Below are 16,513 nucleotides of genomic sequence, written 5' to 3' on the forward strand. Positions count from 1 at the left end.
TTGCTGTATCAAAGCATGCCAAGCTATTTCAATATCATTACATCGTGGCATCATTTAACCCCTTGTAATTCATCGCTATTATTGATTTAATTCACTTTCAAAACTATAACAAGGTGAAATTAATGAAAAAAAACACAGATGATGGAGCTAAAATTTACACACCACTCACACTAAAACTTTATGACTGGTGGGTTTTGAGTGTATCAAATCGGCTTGCATGGGGATGTCCTACAAAGGAATACCTTCTTCCACACTTTTTGGAACATTTAGGTAACAACCATCTGGATATTGGTGTTGGAACTGGGTTTTACCTTACTCACGCACCTGAGAGTAGTCTGATATCTCTAATGGATTTGAACGAAGCCAGCCTGAACGCAGCATCAACAAGGGCTGGGAAGTCAAAAATTCAACATAAAATTTGTCATGATGTTTTTGAACCTTATCCCGCGGCATTACATGATCAATTTGATTCCATTTCAATGTTTTACCTTCTTCACTGCCTGCCTGGAAATATATCGACAAAAACCTGTGTAATACGCAATGCGGCACAGGCCTTAACGGACGACGGAACTCTCTATGGAGCCACAATTGTTGGTGACGGCGTTGTGCATAATACTTTCGGTCAAAAACTGATGAGCATATACAATCAGAAAGGCATCTTTTCAAACACCGAAGATTCCAAAGAAGGGTTAAAACAAATGCTTTCAGAGCATTTCGAGGATGTTAAAACCAAGGTCAAAGGTACTGTTGTGATGTTTTCCGCTTCAGGGAAAAAATAGTATCCAGGCCACATCCTGAACATATATGGTTACAGCAACTCACATCATCGAACAAACATTAGACTCAGCCATTCTCACATAACTTATAAGTTCATAGAACTCGTTTATGATAAAAGGGAATTTTGATGGGCTGCCCAGTGCAAAAGATATCATTCTGGGCGAACTGACCAAGAGGGTTTACCGGATCTTTCCCGATGCTGATGTTCGGGTTAAATCGCTGATGACACTGCCGGCGATCAACACTGACGCCAGCAAGCATGAGAAGGAACTGATAAGCCGCACTGTTCAGGAAATGTTTGAAGAGGCTGATATGTGGCTGGTTCAGGATTGAAGCACTAGTGCCCACGTACGTGGGCTTTGAAGAAAACAAGTAACTCCGCTCCCAGGACTTCAAATCAGGTTAGATATTCCATAGATGGTTTGTATTAAGAGGTTAGCGGTTATGAGCATTTAGATGTATTAGCTCAGAGTTGAGTTGACGGTTTTCACTAGCAGCACACAATCAAATCTGACAGTCTGCTTTGAGCGAAGAGCGGAAGTTCAGAAGATTTTTATGTAGTTAGTATTTGAGTCGTTTTAGTTCTTTCACGGATGAGTGAACTTGGCTCCGGCCATAAACAACGGAAGAGTAACCACGACCAGTATCATCAATTATCTGACAACAGCACTGAAAAGGTTAACCTGAGGTTGAGCATTTATTCAACTGCTCGTTTTTAGCATTAACATTGAAATCGAGTCTAATACTAGCTTCACTTACCCAATTATCAGGAATTTGTTGTTTTCTTAACAAGCGTTCAAGCATGACTGCATAGTGGAGTTCAACATAATGTATCAGATTAAAGTTCGGGGCGCTTTTAGGGGGAGTAAGTAAAAAATCCATCGTAGTCAGGTTGTTATTGATAGCTAATAACTTTAACTGACCAATAGTCCAGTATCCTTTAAAACCGTTGTTACGGCTCACAAAGCTCTCATTAAGAGCATTAGCTATGCCCCGCAATTCAACTCGGCGTGCCATTTTTTCCCCAATTGCTTGGTAAAAATTATGACATCAACTGTAAACTCTGCTGATACCCCATGCCAATATTTAATGTGCTTTTCGTGATTCTGGTTACGAACCGCAAGGAATGTTTTTGCTCAGAATATTTCCAGGCACCATCGCACGCGCTTTCTCGCCTCCCCGTCGGTTAACCATGGCGCAATCGCCTGCAGTTCCCGGGTTATGTCTGAGATTTTTTTTCGGGTGGTGTAATACTGAAGACCAACGACATAAACCGGATCGTTTATATCCAGTGCCTGCAGTACGCATTGTTCAACAAAATCAACATCATCATTATGCAGGGATTCGTCAATTACACTGGCAGTTGACTGTGGCCAGAGAATATTGTGCGCTCTGTTCATTGCCTGCTGTCCGCGGTAACCCTCTTCACGAGCCTGGTTCAACGCTACAGTGAAGCGCTCTAACGCCTTATCTGACCAGTTCCGTTCCTTAACAGATTCCAGCACGCGTGCCCTCGCGGCATACGGGGCGTAGTTTTTCCTCCCACACCTTCGCCCCATGTGGTGAGCAGGGATTTAATCCATCCAGATTCCGGACGACGATATTCCACGATCGCATCGAGGGCGATTTTCTGACGTACGGCAGCATCATCAGACCAGCTATCAAGAATCGTCGTTGCGACATCGTGAACTTCTTCGTCGCTGAAATTGGGCGACAGACAAAATTCAGTGGTGGCAATATCGATGATCAGCAGAGGAAGAATGTCAGTAATAATATGACCAGTACATGCCACAACGCCTTCCGCTTCTTCCTTACCCATAATGTCAGTACGTCCCTAAAGCAGGTCATTCAGCGCGTGGGCAATCTCAATTTCATGATCATCCAGAAGTGGGCGATCGTCTTCCTGTTCGGTTACTTCCGTTTTTTCACCCTCATTTGAGGCGCTATTGGCAAATGCTGCATCCAGTTCCCTGTCGAGTTCTGCAGACCGCATGAAAAATGCGATGAAGCACAAAGTACTGGCGGAAACAGTCGAGCGCAGTGATGAACTGATTCCAGGGATGAAATACCGCAACGAACGCGGACGCATGGTGACGGTAATGAGAGTGTCTCATCTTCGGGTTATGTACCGATACGAAGGTTATCAGGACGTCAACTCCACCAGTACCAGAAAAATCTGTCACCGAAATTGTTGAGGAAATCCTCGCTTTCGCCAGCCATCCTGATGCTCTGCTGATACCAACGGTACGCGGTATCTCAAATGAAATTCGCCGCACAAAAGTGTAACTGGCCAACTTGGAAAAACTTCGTGAAGCCGTTCGCAGCATTCGCAAACATGGCGCACTGATGCAGGAGCGGGCGCAATGAAACAAAGCGAATTACCACACTGTCCATCCCCCCACTTTGTTCAAGGGCAGACTCTCAATTTATGTAAGAAACTACCTTGAGGCACCAGTACGAACACGGAGATTTCGCCAACTGAGGAAAGGTGACACGGATTTACAAACTAACAACCCCAGGCGTTATAACAACGCAGGGGGTTGAATATTTTACTGAATACTTTCCAGGTCTTTTGCTATATCGCGATGGCGTCCCTGGTCGGCAATTTCACGCCCCTGGCGAGCAGGTGCTTTAAGAGCCTTTTCGAGATAGCGTTTCCCTTCGTCAGTCTTTTTCTCTTTCAGCAAAAAGTCACCGTAAAAATAGTTTGGATCGATGCCATCAGGATTTATCGCCAGTGCTTTTTTCAGCATTTCTTCGGCTTTGTTTTTATCACCAAATCCAATCGGCCAGCCGGGAACCTGATAATATAGCGCCCCAAGGCTGGTCCAAGCTGATCCTTGTAAAGCATTGGGGTCAATACTGTTCGCTTTTTCCAGATCGCTACGGGCCTGTTTGACCAGACTCAATGCACCCAGCCCTCCTTTAGCCCCAGCCCAGCTACTGTCGATAATCGCCGACCAGATAAGCAATGCCGCATCAGCATTATTTTTCGCCAGGCTCGCACTATGGGCCCGTTGACTCAGTGTGGTAAAGCAGCTCTCTTTTTTTGCTTCAAGGGTCCGATACTGACAAACGGACCAGTCGTGCTGGAGGTTTTCCAACGTGGTAGTCGCCATGGCAGAGGCGGGAAAAGCTGCTGTCAGGAGCAACGTTTTCACAATTTTCATTTGTCTTCACCTTTGAATGTGCCCTGGGTAAAGGACTGGATTACTGGTAATTTTTTACCCAGCGCTTTGTCCACTAAACCGGGAAACCAGGCATTGATTTTAACGAACAGACGTTCCATCGCGCCGAAGCGGTAGAGTTTCTGCTCTGTCTCAAGGAGATGTACCAGACGTATGGCGACAACTTGCGGGGAATCACTGCTATTACCCAGTTTGCGGTTAAGCGCGTAAACCTCGTCACTGTTGAGCGCCGTTTCGGTGGCACGCGGCGCAGCATACAGTACGCTGATACCATTCCCCTTTAACTCGCGCCCCAGCGCTTCCGACAAACGGTGCGTAGCCGCTTTGGTGGCGCTATACACGCTCCAGGCTGGGTGGCCAATTTCACCAAATATCGAACCAATGTTCAGGATGATGCCCTGCGGATTAAACTTATCCAGCAAGGCGCGGGTCAACAGGGTGGGGATTTCGATATTGGTTCTAATCTGTTCCCGAATATCGTCAAAAGACTGTTGTTCAAACAGTGCAAAACGGCTGGTTCCGGCATTGTTGATCAGGATATCCAGTTTGTTCTCATCTTTGAATCTGCTGGCCAGCGCGACGATTTCGTCATCAGTATAACTGCTCATCAGCGCAATATGATGCCGTTCCGGATTGGGAAGCATCTCTTTCAAAAGCGTCATCGCCTGCGCATTTCGTCCAACCAGGTAGAGTCTGGCTCCTTTGTGCGCCAGCCTTTGCGCCAGCTCTTGTCCTATACCACCGCTGGCGCCGGTCAGCAAAACGGTTTTATCATGCAGGTTCATACGTGGTCTGCCCCAGTTGGTTAAGCATCTCTGTATACAGGTGATAGACGCGACGAGCGGCATAGATAATGGCTGCCTGATCGGCTTCATCAGTTACGGTGTCCATAAGTGAGGCGAAAAATTTAAGATGCCCCTGATCAAGTTCACCGTGTGAACGCAGGTAGGTTGTCGCCTGTTCTGACAGCCCCAGTGTCCGTTCCACCTGGGCTGCAATCGCGGTAGCAATAGACACGCTGGTTCCCTCCAGTACCTGTACCATGCCAAAAATACTCATAGGGTTGACCCGTTCAATACGGTAGTAGAGCCAGGCAACCATCATTTCTATCGGTATCCCTGGGGTGCCATTGCGAACGCTTTGCGCATCACCGCCGCAAGCCTGAATATCGTTCAGGATCCACTCCTGATGCCCGTACTCTTCGTCAATATATTCAGCAATTGCGCCCCGAACGGCTTCATGTGAGGCTGGCAAGCGGCTACCCGCACTCATCAACAGGGGGACGGTATGGCTGACGTGATAGTAAGCCTGTGTCAGAAAAGCGATATACAGGTCGTGCGAGATGTCACCAGCCTGACAGCGCGCGATGACAGGTGAGGAGAGTAAACTCCGGCGTTCCTCCTCAGTCTGTTGTTGTAACTTGTTATAAAAGCTCATGATGACTCCTTTTCACTACAGGTGAGAATGTGTTGCCAGAGGGATTGCCGGATGAGTTCCCGGCGTGGGCGGCCATTTGTAGTGAGCATGCCTGGCTCTGATATAGCTGAAGTGAATAATAAGCGATGGAACTGCGCATAATCAGGCAGGCGTGCGGAAAGGGCCAGCAGCTGCTCGCGGGCCTGCATCTGTTGCCCGTCGAAGGCATCTACAAGTGCAACGTTATGCCTTAAGCCTTCTCCAAAAATCACTATCCGGCGTACAGCCGGACAGGTCATGGCCTCTGCCTCAGGCCATTCAGGTGAAAAATTACGACCAAAGGCATTTATCTGCACATTCTTCAGGCGTCCCTGAATACGAACAAAGCCGTGTTCATCGACACTGCCAAGATCGCCGGTGGCAACCGTGGGTGAGGCAGGCGCGTCTCCCAGATAGCCCAGAGCGTTGGCCGGGCTGGTGACACACAATTGCTGCTGGTCATCAACATGGAGCCGGATACCCGGTAACGGCCGACCAACGCTGTTCTCTTTTATGGCGTCGGGCAGATTTAGAGCAACGACAGAGCCACATTCGGAGAGGCCATACCCTTCATATACTGGTAAACCACTCGTTATCGCCATTGTCAGCAACGAAGCCGGAACCTTGCCGCCGCCTGCGGCGACAAACCGTAAAGATTGCGTACTGCCCGGTACCTGCTTGTGCAGTTGCAGTAACACACGTAGCAACTCCGGTACCAGCACCAGACTTTGTGGACACCAGGTGGTCAGCGCCAGAAGAAACTGGGCGGGATTAAAGCGGCTGGAACCTTCAAACCCAATCCGGGAGGGTGGCAGAATCACCGTCTCAGCGCCAAGTAGCAGAGGGATGTAAACGCCGCACAGATTCTCCAGCAGGATACTGAGGGGCAGTGTCACCAGGTGTTTTTCCAGATTCAGGGGGTGCAATGCGGTCGCTAAGGTTTGAGCCATCCATTCCATACCATCCAGACTCAGACAGACGCCTTTTGGCTCTCCGGTTGTACCGGAGGTATACGTTATCTTTGCCGTTCCTGCAGGCAGAGTCACGGGCTCCTCTACTGCACGGATTTGCAGCCTTCCGAGTACAAAATCGTGTTCCTGCCAATCCGCCAGGATTTCTCCACCGATTTGTGCATCCACAGAGGCTGATGATCGTACCCAGGCTTTTTGTTGCCCGCTGAAAAAGGAGGGGACAGGGATGATCACCACTCCACTTACCAGGCATGCCAGATCGATGATGGCCCATTCCGGGCTGTTTTCCATTTCAAGTGCCAGCCGTTTTACCTTGAGGGAAGATAATTGTTCGGCTACTGCCTTAACGGCTTCATGATATTGCTGCCAGCTCCACGAGCGAGAATCGCCCTGCTGGGCGATGGCATTTGGCTGAAGCGCAGCCTGTTTCTCAAGCGTGTTCAGAAGCATAAGATCCTCCGGAAGGGGTTATCCAGGGAGCAGAAGGCGGATCAGCAAACATTCCCAGCAACAGGCTGGTCTGACTCAGTGTGGTTTGCCCACCATGTAACTCCCCCGCCATAATTTGCGGGTCATGTTCGTAATAGCTCCCCCATTCACGCGCAGCTTCGCCAAGCCTTGTCGGGTCAGCAGGCATCAATGCGACTGGTTGCAGATTCAGGCGGAAAAAGGTATTGCGTATTTTTTTAGTTCCGGTAAAGACAATCCACGAATAGTTGTATTGATTGAGAAGCAGGCATAGAGCCGCATACATTATTCGGGCGCTTGCCCCGTCGCTCGCGGCAAAATTACCAATTTCAATAATCGAGTTGCGTGAAACGGGATGTGACAATCGTGCAGACAGCACGACTTCAACTGGGACATCAAGATAGCGTTCGAGGTATATCTTGCCCATTGAGGCCGGCTGGACGCCACAGGCTGCTTTTAATTCTCCGTTGGCATCGAACATTCCAAGTAACCATGGCATGCAGCGTGGAAGAGAAGCATGATAAAACTGAGAATAACTTTCACGAATAAACACTGAAATATCATTCTGTTCATGTTCACCAGGAAGCCAGAGCAACGTATAAGGAGATAAGATTCGCATAGGAAGACCTCTTTTAGAGTCTTACCAGTATGGCGAGTTAACATTATGTCAACATTAAGTTGAGCATGAGCCAGGTAATTTAAATCCAATATCGCGACAAAAATGTGTAGGACCCGAAAAAACGCAATGTCCTGATGTGGAAATACATTACGTAAATGGGTAGTCATAATTTCGCTGCCTTTAATTATAAGGCGTTATGTCGAGCTGAAAGAAAATGATTAACGAAACTTTAACATCCTGGTTCAGGGGGAAGTAGCATCCGGGATTTGTCCATCTCAATAGAAACGTAAAACGTCTGCTCATGACGCGATCCAGACTCTATGCTGATACTAAAAGGCGGTTAAGGTGTTACCTCATGGCTCAACCTGCGCTGTTCGATGAGACGCTGGTCAGGGTTAATTTGTTTAGGCTTTGCCAGTAGAAAAAAACTGCAGCTTAATAATATATCGCCAATTCAATCCGCTACAGCGAATTTCCACTTTTATGATCCTGACAAAAATTAACAATTTGTGCTCTTAAATCGTTGATCATTTCCACTTACAGGCATACTGTTCAAAAATACAGCACCTGCATTGGAGGCAGTTATGAGAGTTGAATTAGCCATTGATCACACTAAAGAATTTCCAAATGGCACGGTATCAGCATTGGAAAAAAAGTTGCTGAAAAGATTGGGGCATCAGGATGAAAACTGTAGCCAGAGCATTCGTGGAGCTGGGGCTGACGGTTTCAGCGTTCTTGGCGGTGACAAGGACGACATAAAGAAAATTGAATCAATTCTCCTGGGTACCTGTGGAAGCACAGATGAGTGGTTGGTTAGTTAACCCCCTTAAGCTGGTGGCTCCTGCTGCCATTTTTTAGATCGAGTAGAGGTATCTGGTGCAACACTGCTATCGCTTACTTCGGTCGTAAATACGTTACTACGTGTAATCAGAGAAAATACCCGTCTGGTAGATACTGAGCATGCCGATATTTTGCATTACCGAAAAGAGTTATTGGCTGGGACAATTATTAACCCGGCAATGCCGAATCTTGCCGGGCAAGGCCGAGTGTCCTCAACAGTCAATAAACAGATGGCAGTTTTATCAGAAATGCTTAAGCCCGCAAACCGAAGCCAGTTTATATTTCATGCTCCTCATGAAGAAGTGTCGCGACTCCAGCTATCTAAAAACTATCCCGACCCACTTTGACTTCATGGGTACCAGGCACTAATAGCCCCCAGGACGCCCCCACGGGCAGGGGAGCATGAGAAAAGTTATTTAATTTCATAGCGCTGCTTTCAATCCACATAATCAGCGTTAAACTATTCATACCGTTCATATAGGGAGTAACGATGATGCGCGTACTGGTTGTCGAGGATAATGCTTTACTACGCCACCACCTCAAGGTTCAGTTACAGGATTTAGGGCATCAGGTGGATGATGCAGAGGACGCTAAGGAAGCAGACTATTACCTTAATGAACATCTGCCGGATATCGCGATCGTTGATTTAGGACTCCCTGATGAAGATGGCTTGTCGTTGATCCGCCGCTGGCGCAGCAATGATGTTTCACTCCCCATTCTGGTATTAACCGCCCGTGAAGGCTGGCAGGACAAGGTGGAAGTGCTCAGCGCCGGCGCCGACGATTACGTCACCAAACCGTTTCACATTGAAGAAGTGGCTGCACGCATGCAGGCATTGATGCGTCGCAACAGCGGTCTGGCATCGCAGATTATCTCCCTTCCACCTTTTCAGGTGGACCTCTCTCGCCGCGAGTTATCCGTCAATGATGAGGTTATCAAGCTCACGGCGTTCGAATACACCATAATGGAAACACTCATCCGCAATAACGGCAAAGTGGTCAGTAAAGATTCGCTCATGCTGCAGCTTTATCCGGATGCCGAGCTGCGTGAAAGTCATACTATTGATGTTCTGATGGGACGTCTGCGCAAAAAAATACAGGCGCAATATCCTGACGACGTCATCACCACCGTGCGTGGCCAGGGATATCTTTTTGAATTGCGCTAATGAATAAACTATTGCGTCATTTTTTCCCGTTATCGCTACGGCTACGTTTTTTACTGGCAACCGCTGGCGTGGTGTTGGTGCTCTCACTGGCCTACGGCATCGTTGCCCTGGTGGGATATAGCGTCAGCTTTGATAAGACCACGTTTCGCCTGTTGCGCGGCGAAAGTAATCTGTTCTATACCCTGGCGAAATGGGATAACGGTAAAATTAATGTCGAGTTGCCCGAAAATCTCGACATGCAAAGCCCCACAATGTCGCTGATTTATGATGAAAACGGCAAGTTGCTGTGGGCGCAGCGCAACGTCCCGTGGCTGACCCAGAGTATTCAACCGGACTGGCTTAAAACGAACGGTTTTCATGAGATTGAGGCCAATGTCGACGCCACCAGCACGTTGCTGGGTGCAGATCACTCCGCACAGCAGCAGTTAAAAGAAGTCAGAGAAGACGACGACGACGCTGAAATGACCCACTCGGTAGCGGTAAATGTCTACCCAGCCACCGCCAGAATGCCCCAATTGACCATTGTGGTTGTCGATACCATTCCTATTGAGTTAAAGCGCTCGTATATGGTCTGGAGCTGGTTTATTTATGTGCTGGTCGCTAATCTGTTGTTGGTCATCCCACTGTTATGGGTGGCCGCCTGGTGGAGCCTGCGGCCTATTGAATCGCTGGCGCGTGAAGTTCGTGAGCTTGAAGAACATCATCGTGAGATGCTGAATCCCGCCACCACGCGTGAACTGACCAGTCTGGTCCGCAACCTCAACCGGCTGTTGAAAAGCGAACGTGAGCGCTACGACAAATACCGCACCACGTTAACCGATCTCACGCATAGCCTGAAGACACCGCTGGCCGTATTGCAAAGTACGATGCGCTCGATGCGTAACGAAAAAATGAACGTAAGCGACGCGGAGCCCATCATGCTCGAGCAAATCAGTCGTATTTCCCAGCAGATAGGCTATTACCTGCATCGCGCCAGCATGCGTGGCAGCAGCGCCCTGCTCAGCCGGGAACTGCATCCGGTCGCGCCGTTGCTGGATAAACTTACTTCGGCGCTGAATAAGGTGTATCAGCGTAAAGGCGTTAACATTAATCTCGACATCTCACCTGAAATCAGCTTTGTAGGCGAGCAGAACGATTTTGTCGAAGTGATGGGTAACGTGCTGGATAACGCCTGTAAATATTGTCTGGAGTTCGTCGAGATTTCAGCGCGACTATCAGAGGATCAACTGCATATTCTGGTTGAAGATGATGGCCCCGGCATTCCGCATAGCAAACGGGAAGTGGTGTTTGACCGCGGACAACGTGTCGATACGCTACGACCAGGACAAGGTGTCGGGTTGGCGGTAGCGCGTGAAATCACCGAACAGTATGACGGGCAGATTATTGCAGGTGACAGCCTGTTGGGCGGCGCGCGCATGGAAGTTATTTTTGGTCGCCAGCAGCCGGGGCAGAAAGACGAGTAATCGTCGCATGTAATAAATATGTACTGACTTCACGCTTGAGGTTAAGTATCCGTTATAATCGGTTGCAGATACCAGCCTGCGGATGCTCATTATGGAATACCAACTCACACTTAACTGGCCCGATTTTCTGGAACGCCACTGGCAAAAACGCCCGGTGGTCTTAAAACGCGGGTTTAACAACTTTATTGATCCACTCTCTCCTGACGAACTGGCTGGACTGGCGATGGAAAGCGAAGTCGACAGCCGACTCGTCAGCCACCAGGACGGTAAATGGCAGGTTAGCCACGGTCCGTTCGAAAGCTATGACCATCTTGGCGAAAACAACTGGTCGCTGCTGGTGCAGGCGGTCAATCACTGGCATGAGCCAACCGCGGCGCTGATGCGTCCGTTTCGCGAGCTGCCGGACTGGCGTATTGACGATCTGATGATCTCCTTCTCCGTACCCGGCGGCGGCGTTGGCCCGCATCTGGATCAGTACGATGTGTTTATTATTCAGGGAACCGGACGCCGCCGCTGGCGTGTGGGCGAAAAACTACAGTTGAAGCAGCACTGTCCTCACCCGGATCTGCTGCAGGTCGACCCGTTTGAAGCCATCATTGATGAAGAGCTGGAACCCGGCGATATTCTGTATATTCCGCCAGGGTTCCCACACGAAGGCTACGCGCTGGAAAACGCCATGAACTATTCGGTGGGCTTCCGTGCGCCAAACACTCGCGAACTGATTAGCGGATTTGCCGATTACGTTTTGCAGCGTGAACTGGGCAGCACGTATTACAGCGATCCGGATCTTCCGCCCCGCGATCATCCGGCTGACGTTCTGCCGCAGGAGATGGACAAGCTGCGCGAAATGATGCTGGGGCTGATTAATCAACCTGAACATTTCCAACAATGGTTTGGTGAGTTTATTTCTCAGTCTCGTCATGAACTGGATATTGCCCCGCCAGAGCCACCGTATCAGCCTGACGAAATCTACGATGCCCTGAAGCAAGGGGATGTATTAGTGCGTCTGGGTGGATTGCGTGTATTGCGCATCGGCGACGATATCTACGCCAATGGTGAGAAAATTGACTCGCCGCATCGTCCTGCCCTTGAAGCCCTTGCCAGTCATATCGTACTGACGGCCGAGAATTTTGAGGATGCACTGGAAGATCCATCCTTCCTTGCCATGCTGGCCGCACTGGTTAACAGCGGGTATTGGTTCTTCGAAGGGTAAATCATTGTGACTGCGCCGGATGGCGCTTCGCTTATCCGGCCTACGGGATGAGATATTTGTAGGCCGGATAAGCGAAGCGCCATCCGGCATCTACATTTATTTTTGTTTCGCCGCCAGCTCCGCAATACGTACAATGACCTGCACCGCTTTTTCCATCCCTTCCAGAGTCACAAATTCATGTTTGCCATGATAGTTGTAGCCGCCGGTGAACAGATTCGGACACGGTAACCCCATAAACGACAGCTGCGCGCCGTCGGTTCCGCCACGAATAGGCTTCAGCACAGGTTCAATATCGCAATCGCGCATCGCCTTCTGGGCAATATCCAGCACGTGCGGATGCTCAATCACTTTTTCGCGCATATTGTAATAGCTGTCTTCGATCACCAGCTCGATGTAGCAGTCCGGGTGTAACCCTTTGCCAACCTTCTTGGCGATATCCATGATCTTGCGTTTACGCGCTTCAAACTGCTTGCGGTCAAAATCACGGATGATGTAGTGCATATCCGCCCGATCAACCGTCCCTTTCATGCTCGCCAGGTGATAAAAGCCTTCATAGCCTTCCGTCGTTTCCGGGCTTTCATCGGCCGGAACCTCCGCGTGAATACGCGCAGCCAGCGACAGCGCATTCACCATCACCCCTTTTGCGGTGCCCGGATGCACATTGTTGCCCACGATCTTGATATTAACCGACGCGGCGTTGAAGTTTTCAAACTCCAGCTCCCCCACGCCACCGCCGTCAACGGTATAGGCCCACTGCGCATCGAATGCCGCAACGTCGAAATGCTTCGCCCCTTTGCCAACCTCTTCGTCCGGCGTAAAAGCCACGCGGATATCACCATGCGGAATATCTTTTTGGATCAGCACAGCCAGCGCGGTCATGATTTCTGCGATACCCGCTTTATCATCGGCGCCCAGCAATGTTTTGCCGTCTGTAGTGATTAGCGTCTGGCCCAAAAGCTGATGCAGTACCGGGAACATCACCGGCGACAGAACTTCATCGCCAATACCTAACGCGATATCGCCCCCGCGGTAGTTTTCAACAATTTGTGGATTAACGTTTTTACCACTGCAATCCGGTGAGGTATCCACATGGGAAATAAAACCGATAGCGGGAATATTGCCAGCAACGTTAGCAGGCAACGTTGCCATCAGCGTCCCCTTTTCGCTGAGTGAAATATTGACCAGCCCCATCTCTTCGAGCTGTTGTTTGAGCAGTTGTAATAACTTCCACTGTCCTTCGGTGCTGGGTACTTGCCGCACGCCCGATTTGGATTGGGTGTCCAGCGACACGTAGTGTAAAAAACGCTCAAGTAGTTTATCCATGCAGTCACCCTCACTTTTTGTGACAACATTATCAATAAGCAACAAAAGACAAATATTGCGTCAGGTCACTTTTATCCCCGCAAGTAAGAATATTTCGCCATGACATCCACTCTGACTATAGGGCTAAGTCAGTAATTCGCAACAAGGATTGGCGATTACCATGGTTTGCCGTAGAATAACGGCCCTCATTAAGAGTCATCAAGGTGGTTAACCACAAACCCCGCATCGGTCAGCCATCCGGTGCGTTTACATGGGACAGAGTAAAAAATTGAATAAACAACCGCGTTCGCTTTCTCCACTGGTGCAATTAGCGGGAATTCGCAAAAGTTTCGATGGTAAAGAGGTGATTTCCAGCCTGGATTTGACCATCAAAAACGGCGAGTTTCTCACGCTGCTCGGCCCCTCTGGCTGCGGTAAAACAACCGTTCTTCGCCTGATTGCCGGTCTGGAAACGGTTGATTCCGGTCATATCATATTGGACAACCAGGACATCACTCACGTTCCGGCGGAAAATCGCTACGTGAACACCGTCTTCCAAAGCTATGCGTTATTTCCCCACATGACCGTGTTTGAAAATGTGGCCTTCGGTTTACGCATGCAGAAAACACCCGCTGCTGATATCCCTCCTCGTGTTACCGAAGCCCTGCGCATGGTACAACTGGAAGAATTCGCCCAACGAAAGCCACATCAACTTTCTGGTGGACAGCAACAGCGCGTGGCGATTGCCCGTGCAGTGGTCAACAAACCTCGTTTGCTCCTGTTAGATGAATCCCTCTCTGCGCTGGATTACAAACTGCGCAAACAGATGCAGAACGAACTGAAAGCGCTGCAACGTAAGCTTGGTATCACTTTTGTTTTTGTCACGCACGACCAGGAAGAAGCGCTGACCATGTCAGACCGTATCGTGGTGATGCGCGATGGCAAGATTGAGCAAGACGGTACGCCGCGCGAAATCTACGAAGAGCCGAAAAATCTGTTTGTCGCCGGGTTTATCGGCGAAATCAATATGTTTAACGCGACGGTCATTGAGCGTCTGGACGATCAGCGCGTTCGTGCTAATGTGGAAGGTCGCGAGTGCAACATTTACGTCAACTTTGCGGTGGTGTCTGGGCAAAAACTGCACGTATTATTGCGTCCGGAAGATCTGCGCGTTGATGAGATCAACGACGATAATCATATTGAAGGTCTTATCGGCTACGTGCGTGAACGCAACTACAAAGGCATGACGCTGGAGTCGGTTGTGGAACTGGAAAATGGCAAGATGGTGATGGTCAGTGAATTCTTCAATGAAGACGATCCTGACTTCGACCACTCGCTCGACCAGAAAATGGCGATTAACTGGGTAGAAAGCTGGGAGGTCGTACTGGCTGATGAAGAACACAAGTAAATTCCAGAGTGTGGTGATCGTCACCATTGTCGGTTGGCTTGTGTTATTTGTCTTTCTGCCCAACCTGATGATCATCGGCACCAGCTTTTTGACCCGTGACGACGCTAATTTCGTCAAAATGGTCTTTACGCTGGAAAACTATACTCGCCTGCTGGATCCGCTCTATTTTGAGGTACTGGTTCACTCCCTCAATATGGCGTTGATTGCCACGCTCGCCTGTCTGGTACTTGGCTATCCGTTTGCCTGGTTTTTGGTAAAGCTGCCGGAAAAAGTGCGCCCGCTGCTGCTGTTCCTGCTGATTGTTCCGTTCTGGACCAACTCGCTTATTCGTATCTACGGACTCAAAATTTTCCTCAGTACCAAAGGCTATCTCAACGAGTTTCTGTTGTGGCTCGGCATTATTGATACCCCCATTCGCATCATGTTTACCCCCAGCGCGGTGATTATCGGCCTGGTGTACATCCTGCTACCGTTTATGGTGATGCCGCTCTACTCCAGCATTGAGAAGCTCGATAAACCGCTGCTGGAAGCCGCACGCGATTTAGGCGCCAGCAAACTTCAGACCTTTACCCGCATCATTATTCCGCTGACGATGCCGGGAATTATCGCCGGATGTCTGCTGGTTATGCTGCCAGCAATGGGGCTGTTTTACGTTTCCGATTTAATGGGCGGGGCGAAAAACCTGTTGATTGGTAACGTGATTAAAGTGCAGTTCCTGAACATTCGCGACTGGCCGTTTGGCGCAGCTACCAGCATAACGCTGACTATCGTGATGGGGCTGATGCTGCTGGTCTACTGGCGCGCCTCCCGCTTGCTGAACAAGAAGGTAGAACTCGAATGATCGGTCGACTGCTTCGTGGCGGTTTTATGACCGCTATCTACGCGTATCTGTACATTCCAATCATTATTTTGATTGTGAACTCCTTTAACAGCTCGCGCTTTGGCATCAACTGGCAAGGTTTTACTACCAAGTGGTACGGTCTGCTGGTGAACAACGACAGCCTGCTGCAGGCGGCGCAACACTCCCTGACGATGGCAGTGCTCTCCGCAACGTTTGCCACGCTGATCGGTTCACTCACCGCGGTCGCGCTTTATCGCTACCGTTTTCGCGGGAAACCCTTTGTCAGCGGCATGCTGTTTGTGGTGATGATGTCGCCCGATATCGTAATGGCGATTTCACTGCTGGTGTTGTTTATGCTGATTGGCATTCAGCTCGGCTTCTGGTCGCTGCTGTTTTCGCATATTACCTTCTGTCTGCCTTTTGTGGTGGTGACGGTCTACTCACGTCTGAAAGGCTTTGATGTGCGAATGCTGGAAGCGGCAAAAGATTTGGGCGCCAGTGAAGTGACTATCCTGCGCAAGATCATTCTGCCGCTGGCAATGCCTGCGGTGGCCGCAGGCTGGTTGCTAAGCTTTACGCTGTCGATGGATGACGTCGTTGTTTCATCCTTCGTCACCGGGCCGGGTTATGAAATTTTGCCCTTAAAAATCTACTCAATGGTAAAAGTCGGCGTATCACCCGAGGTGAACGCACTGGCGACCATTTTGTTGGTTCTGTCGCTGGTTATGGTGATCGCCAGCCAGCTTATTGCACGTGATAAAACCAAGGGCCGCTAAGGCCCTTAATTCAGGGGACGTTAAATG

Annotated in this window: 17 protein-coding genes and 2 pseudogenes; 10 read left to right on the forward strand and 9 right to left on the reverse strand. The window is 49.5% G+C overall.

Features of this window, described 5'->3' with window-relative positions:
- Nucleotides 1–122 precede the first annotated feature (122 nt).
- Complete coding sequence (locus AC534G_RS15060) at nucleotides 123–779, forward strand: class I SAM-dependent methyltransferase (protein WP_162620729.1); 657 nt, start codon at nucleotides 123–125, stop codon at nucleotides 777–779.
- A gap of 78 nt (nucleotides 780–857) precedes the next feature.
- Nucleotides 858–1,110, forward strand: a pseudogene (locus AC534G_RS15065) (DinI-like family protein).
- A gap of 345 nt (nucleotides 1,111–1,455) precedes the next feature.
- On the opposite strand, the gene AC534G_RS15070 reads toward AC534G_RS15065, so the two are convergent.
- The 3 genes and pseudogenes from AC534G_RS15070 to AC534G_RS15080 all read right to left on the reverse strand — a co-directional run bounded on the left by AC534G_RS15070 (nucleotide 1,456) and on the right by AC534G_RS15080 (nucleotide 2,770).
- The gene (locus AC534G_RS15070) at nucleotides 1,456–1,794 is read right to left on the reverse strand and encodes a hypothetical protein (RefSeq protein WP_110498305.1); all 339 of its coding nucleotides are present in this window, start codon (nucleotides 1,792–1,794) and stop codon (nucleotides 1,456–1,458) included.
- 119 nt (nucleotides 1,795–1,913) lie between these two features.
- Nucleotides 1,914–2,404, reverse strand: a pseudogene (locus tag AC534G_RS15075) (hypothetical protein).
- A gap of 207 nt (nucleotides 2,405–2,611) precedes the next feature.
- Nucleotides 2,612–2,770 (reverse strand): hypothetical protein, encoded by a 159-nt coding sequence (locus AC534G_RS15080; protein ID WP_233593778.1) that lies wholly within the window; start codon nucleotides 2,768–2,770, stop codon nucleotides 2,612–2,614.
- Between the two features lie 106 nt (nucleotides 2,771–2,876).
- Between AC534G_RS15080 and AC534G_RS15085 the strand changes: the two genes are divergently transcribed.
- Complete coding sequence (locus AC534G_RS15085; protein WP_260454528.1) at nucleotides 2,877–2,972, forward strand: hypothetical protein; 96 nt, start codon at nucleotides 2,877–2,879, stop codon at nucleotides 2,970–2,972.
- Nucleotides 2,973–3,326: 354 nt separating this feature from the next.
- On the opposite strand, the gene AC534G_RS15090 is transcribed toward AC534G_RS15085, so the two are convergent.
- Genes AC534G_RS15090 through AC534G_RS15110 form a run of 5 tightly spaced genes read right to left on the reverse strand, consistent with a single transcriptional unit; the run spans nucleotide 3,327 to nucleotide 7,478 of the window.
- A complete protein-coding gene (locus tag AC534G_RS15090) occupies nucleotides 3,327–3,947 on the reverse strand; it encodes a tetratricopeptide repeat protein (protein WP_110498309.1) in 621 nt (206 codons plus the stop codon).
- Nucleotides 3,944–4,750, reverse strand: a complete 807-nt coding sequence (locus AC534G_RS15095; protein WP_110498311.1) for an SDR family oxidoreductase — start codon at nucleotides 4,748–4,750, stop codon at nucleotides 3,944–3,946. The genes AC534G_RS15090 and AC534G_RS15095 overlap by 4 nt, the downstream gene beginning before the upstream one ends.
- Nucleotides 4,737–5,402, reverse strand: coding sequence for an iron-containing redox enzyme family protein (locus tag AC534G_RS15100; protein WP_110498313.1), 666 nt, complete (start codon nucleotides 5,400–5,402; stop codon nucleotides 4,737–4,739). The genes AC534G_RS15095 and AC534G_RS15100 overlap by 14 nt, the downstream gene beginning before the upstream one ends.
- A complete protein-coding gene (locus tag AC534G_RS15105; RefSeq protein ID WP_110498315.1) occupies nucleotides 5,399–6,841 on the reverse strand; it encodes an AMP-dependent synthetase/ligase in 1,443 nt (480 codons plus the stop codon). Before AC534G_RS15105 ends, AC534G_RS15100 begins: the two co-directional genes overlap by 4 nt.
- Nucleotides 6,822–7,478 carry a thermostable hemolysin gene (locus AC534G_RS15110; RefSeq protein WP_110498317.1) on the reverse strand — a complete coding sequence of 219 codons (657 nt, stop codon included), beginning with the start codon at nucleotides 7,476–7,478 and terminating at the stop codon, nucleotides 6,822–6,824. The genes AC534G_RS15105 and AC534G_RS15110 overlap by 20 nt, the downstream gene beginning before the upstream one ends.
- 584 nt (nucleotides 7,479–8,062) lie before the next feature.
- Between AC534G_RS15110 and AC534G_RS15115 the strand changes: the two genes are divergently transcribed.
- The 4 genes from AC534G_RS15115 (at nucleotide 8,063) to roxA (ending at nucleotide 12,159) form a co-directional block, all read left to right on the forward strand.
- Nucleotides 8,063–8,299 carry a DinI-like family protein gene (locus AC534G_RS15115; protein ID WP_110498319.1) on the forward strand — a complete coding sequence of 79 codons (237 nt, stop codon included), beginning with the start codon at nucleotides 8,063–8,065 and terminating at the stop codon, nucleotides 8,297–8,299.
- A 512-nt stretch (nucleotides 8,300–8,811) separates the two neighbouring features.
- Nucleotides 8,812–9,483: a two-component system response regulator PhoP gene (gene phoP, locus AC534G_RS15120; RefSeq protein ID WP_042309337.1), complete on the forward strand. Its 672-nt coding sequence runs from the start codon at nucleotides 8,812–8,814 to the stop codon at nucleotides 9,481–9,483.
- Nucleotides 9,483–10,946: a two-component system sensor histidine kinase PhoQ gene (gene phoQ / locus AC534G_RS15125; RefSeq protein WP_069323350.1), complete on the forward strand. Its 1,464-nt coding sequence runs from the start codon at nucleotides 9,483–9,485 to the stop codon at nucleotides 10,944–10,946. The genes phoP and phoQ overlap by 1 nt, the downstream gene beginning before the upstream one ends.
- A 91-nt stretch (nucleotides 10,947–11,037) precedes the next feature.
- A complete protein-coding gene (roxA, locus tag AC534G_RS15130; RefSeq protein ID WP_038639870.1) occupies nucleotides 11,038–12,159 on the forward strand; it encodes a [50S ribosomal protein L16]-arginine 3-hydroxylase in 1,122 nt (373 codons plus the stop codon).
- Nucleotides 12,160–12,255: 96 nt separating this feature from the next.
- On the opposite strand, the gene pepT is transcribed toward roxA, so the two are convergent.
- Nucleotides 12,256–13,482 (reverse strand): peptidase T, encoded by a 1,227-nt coding sequence (pepT, locus tag AC534G_RS15135; protein ID WP_038639867.1) that lies wholly within the window; start codon nucleotides 13,480–13,482, stop codon nucleotides 12,256–12,258.
- Between the two features lie 250 nt (nucleotides 13,483–13,732).
- Between pepT and potA the strand changes: the two genes are divergently transcribed.
- Genes potA through potC form a run of 3 tightly spaced genes read left to right on the forward strand, consistent with a single transcriptional unit; the run spans nucleotide 13,733 to nucleotide 16,486 of the window.
- Complete coding sequence (gene potA, locus AC534G_RS15140; RefSeq protein WP_110498321.1) at nucleotides 13,733–14,869, forward strand: spermidine/putrescine ABC transporter ATP-binding protein PotA; 1,137 nt, start codon at nucleotides 13,733–13,735, stop codon at nucleotides 14,867–14,869.
- On the forward strand, nucleotides 14,853–15,710 hold the full coding sequence (potB, locus tag AC534G_RS15145; protein WP_038639863.1) for a spermidine/putrescine ABC transporter permease PotB: 858 nt from the start codon (nucleotides 14,853–14,855) through the stop codon (nucleotides 15,708–15,710). Before potA ends, potB begins: the two co-directional genes overlap by 17 nt.
- Nucleotides 15,707–16,486: a spermidine/putrescine ABC transporter permease PotC gene (potC, locus tag AC534G_RS15150; RefSeq protein ID WP_006684943.1), complete on the forward strand. Its 780-nt coding sequence runs from the start codon at nucleotides 15,707–15,709 to the stop codon at nucleotides 16,484–16,486. The genes potB and potC overlap by 4 nt, the downstream gene beginning before the upstream one ends.
- Nucleotides 16,487–16,513: the final 27 nt, after the last annotated feature.

This window comes from Citrobacter sp. CRE-46, assembly GCF_059615875.1.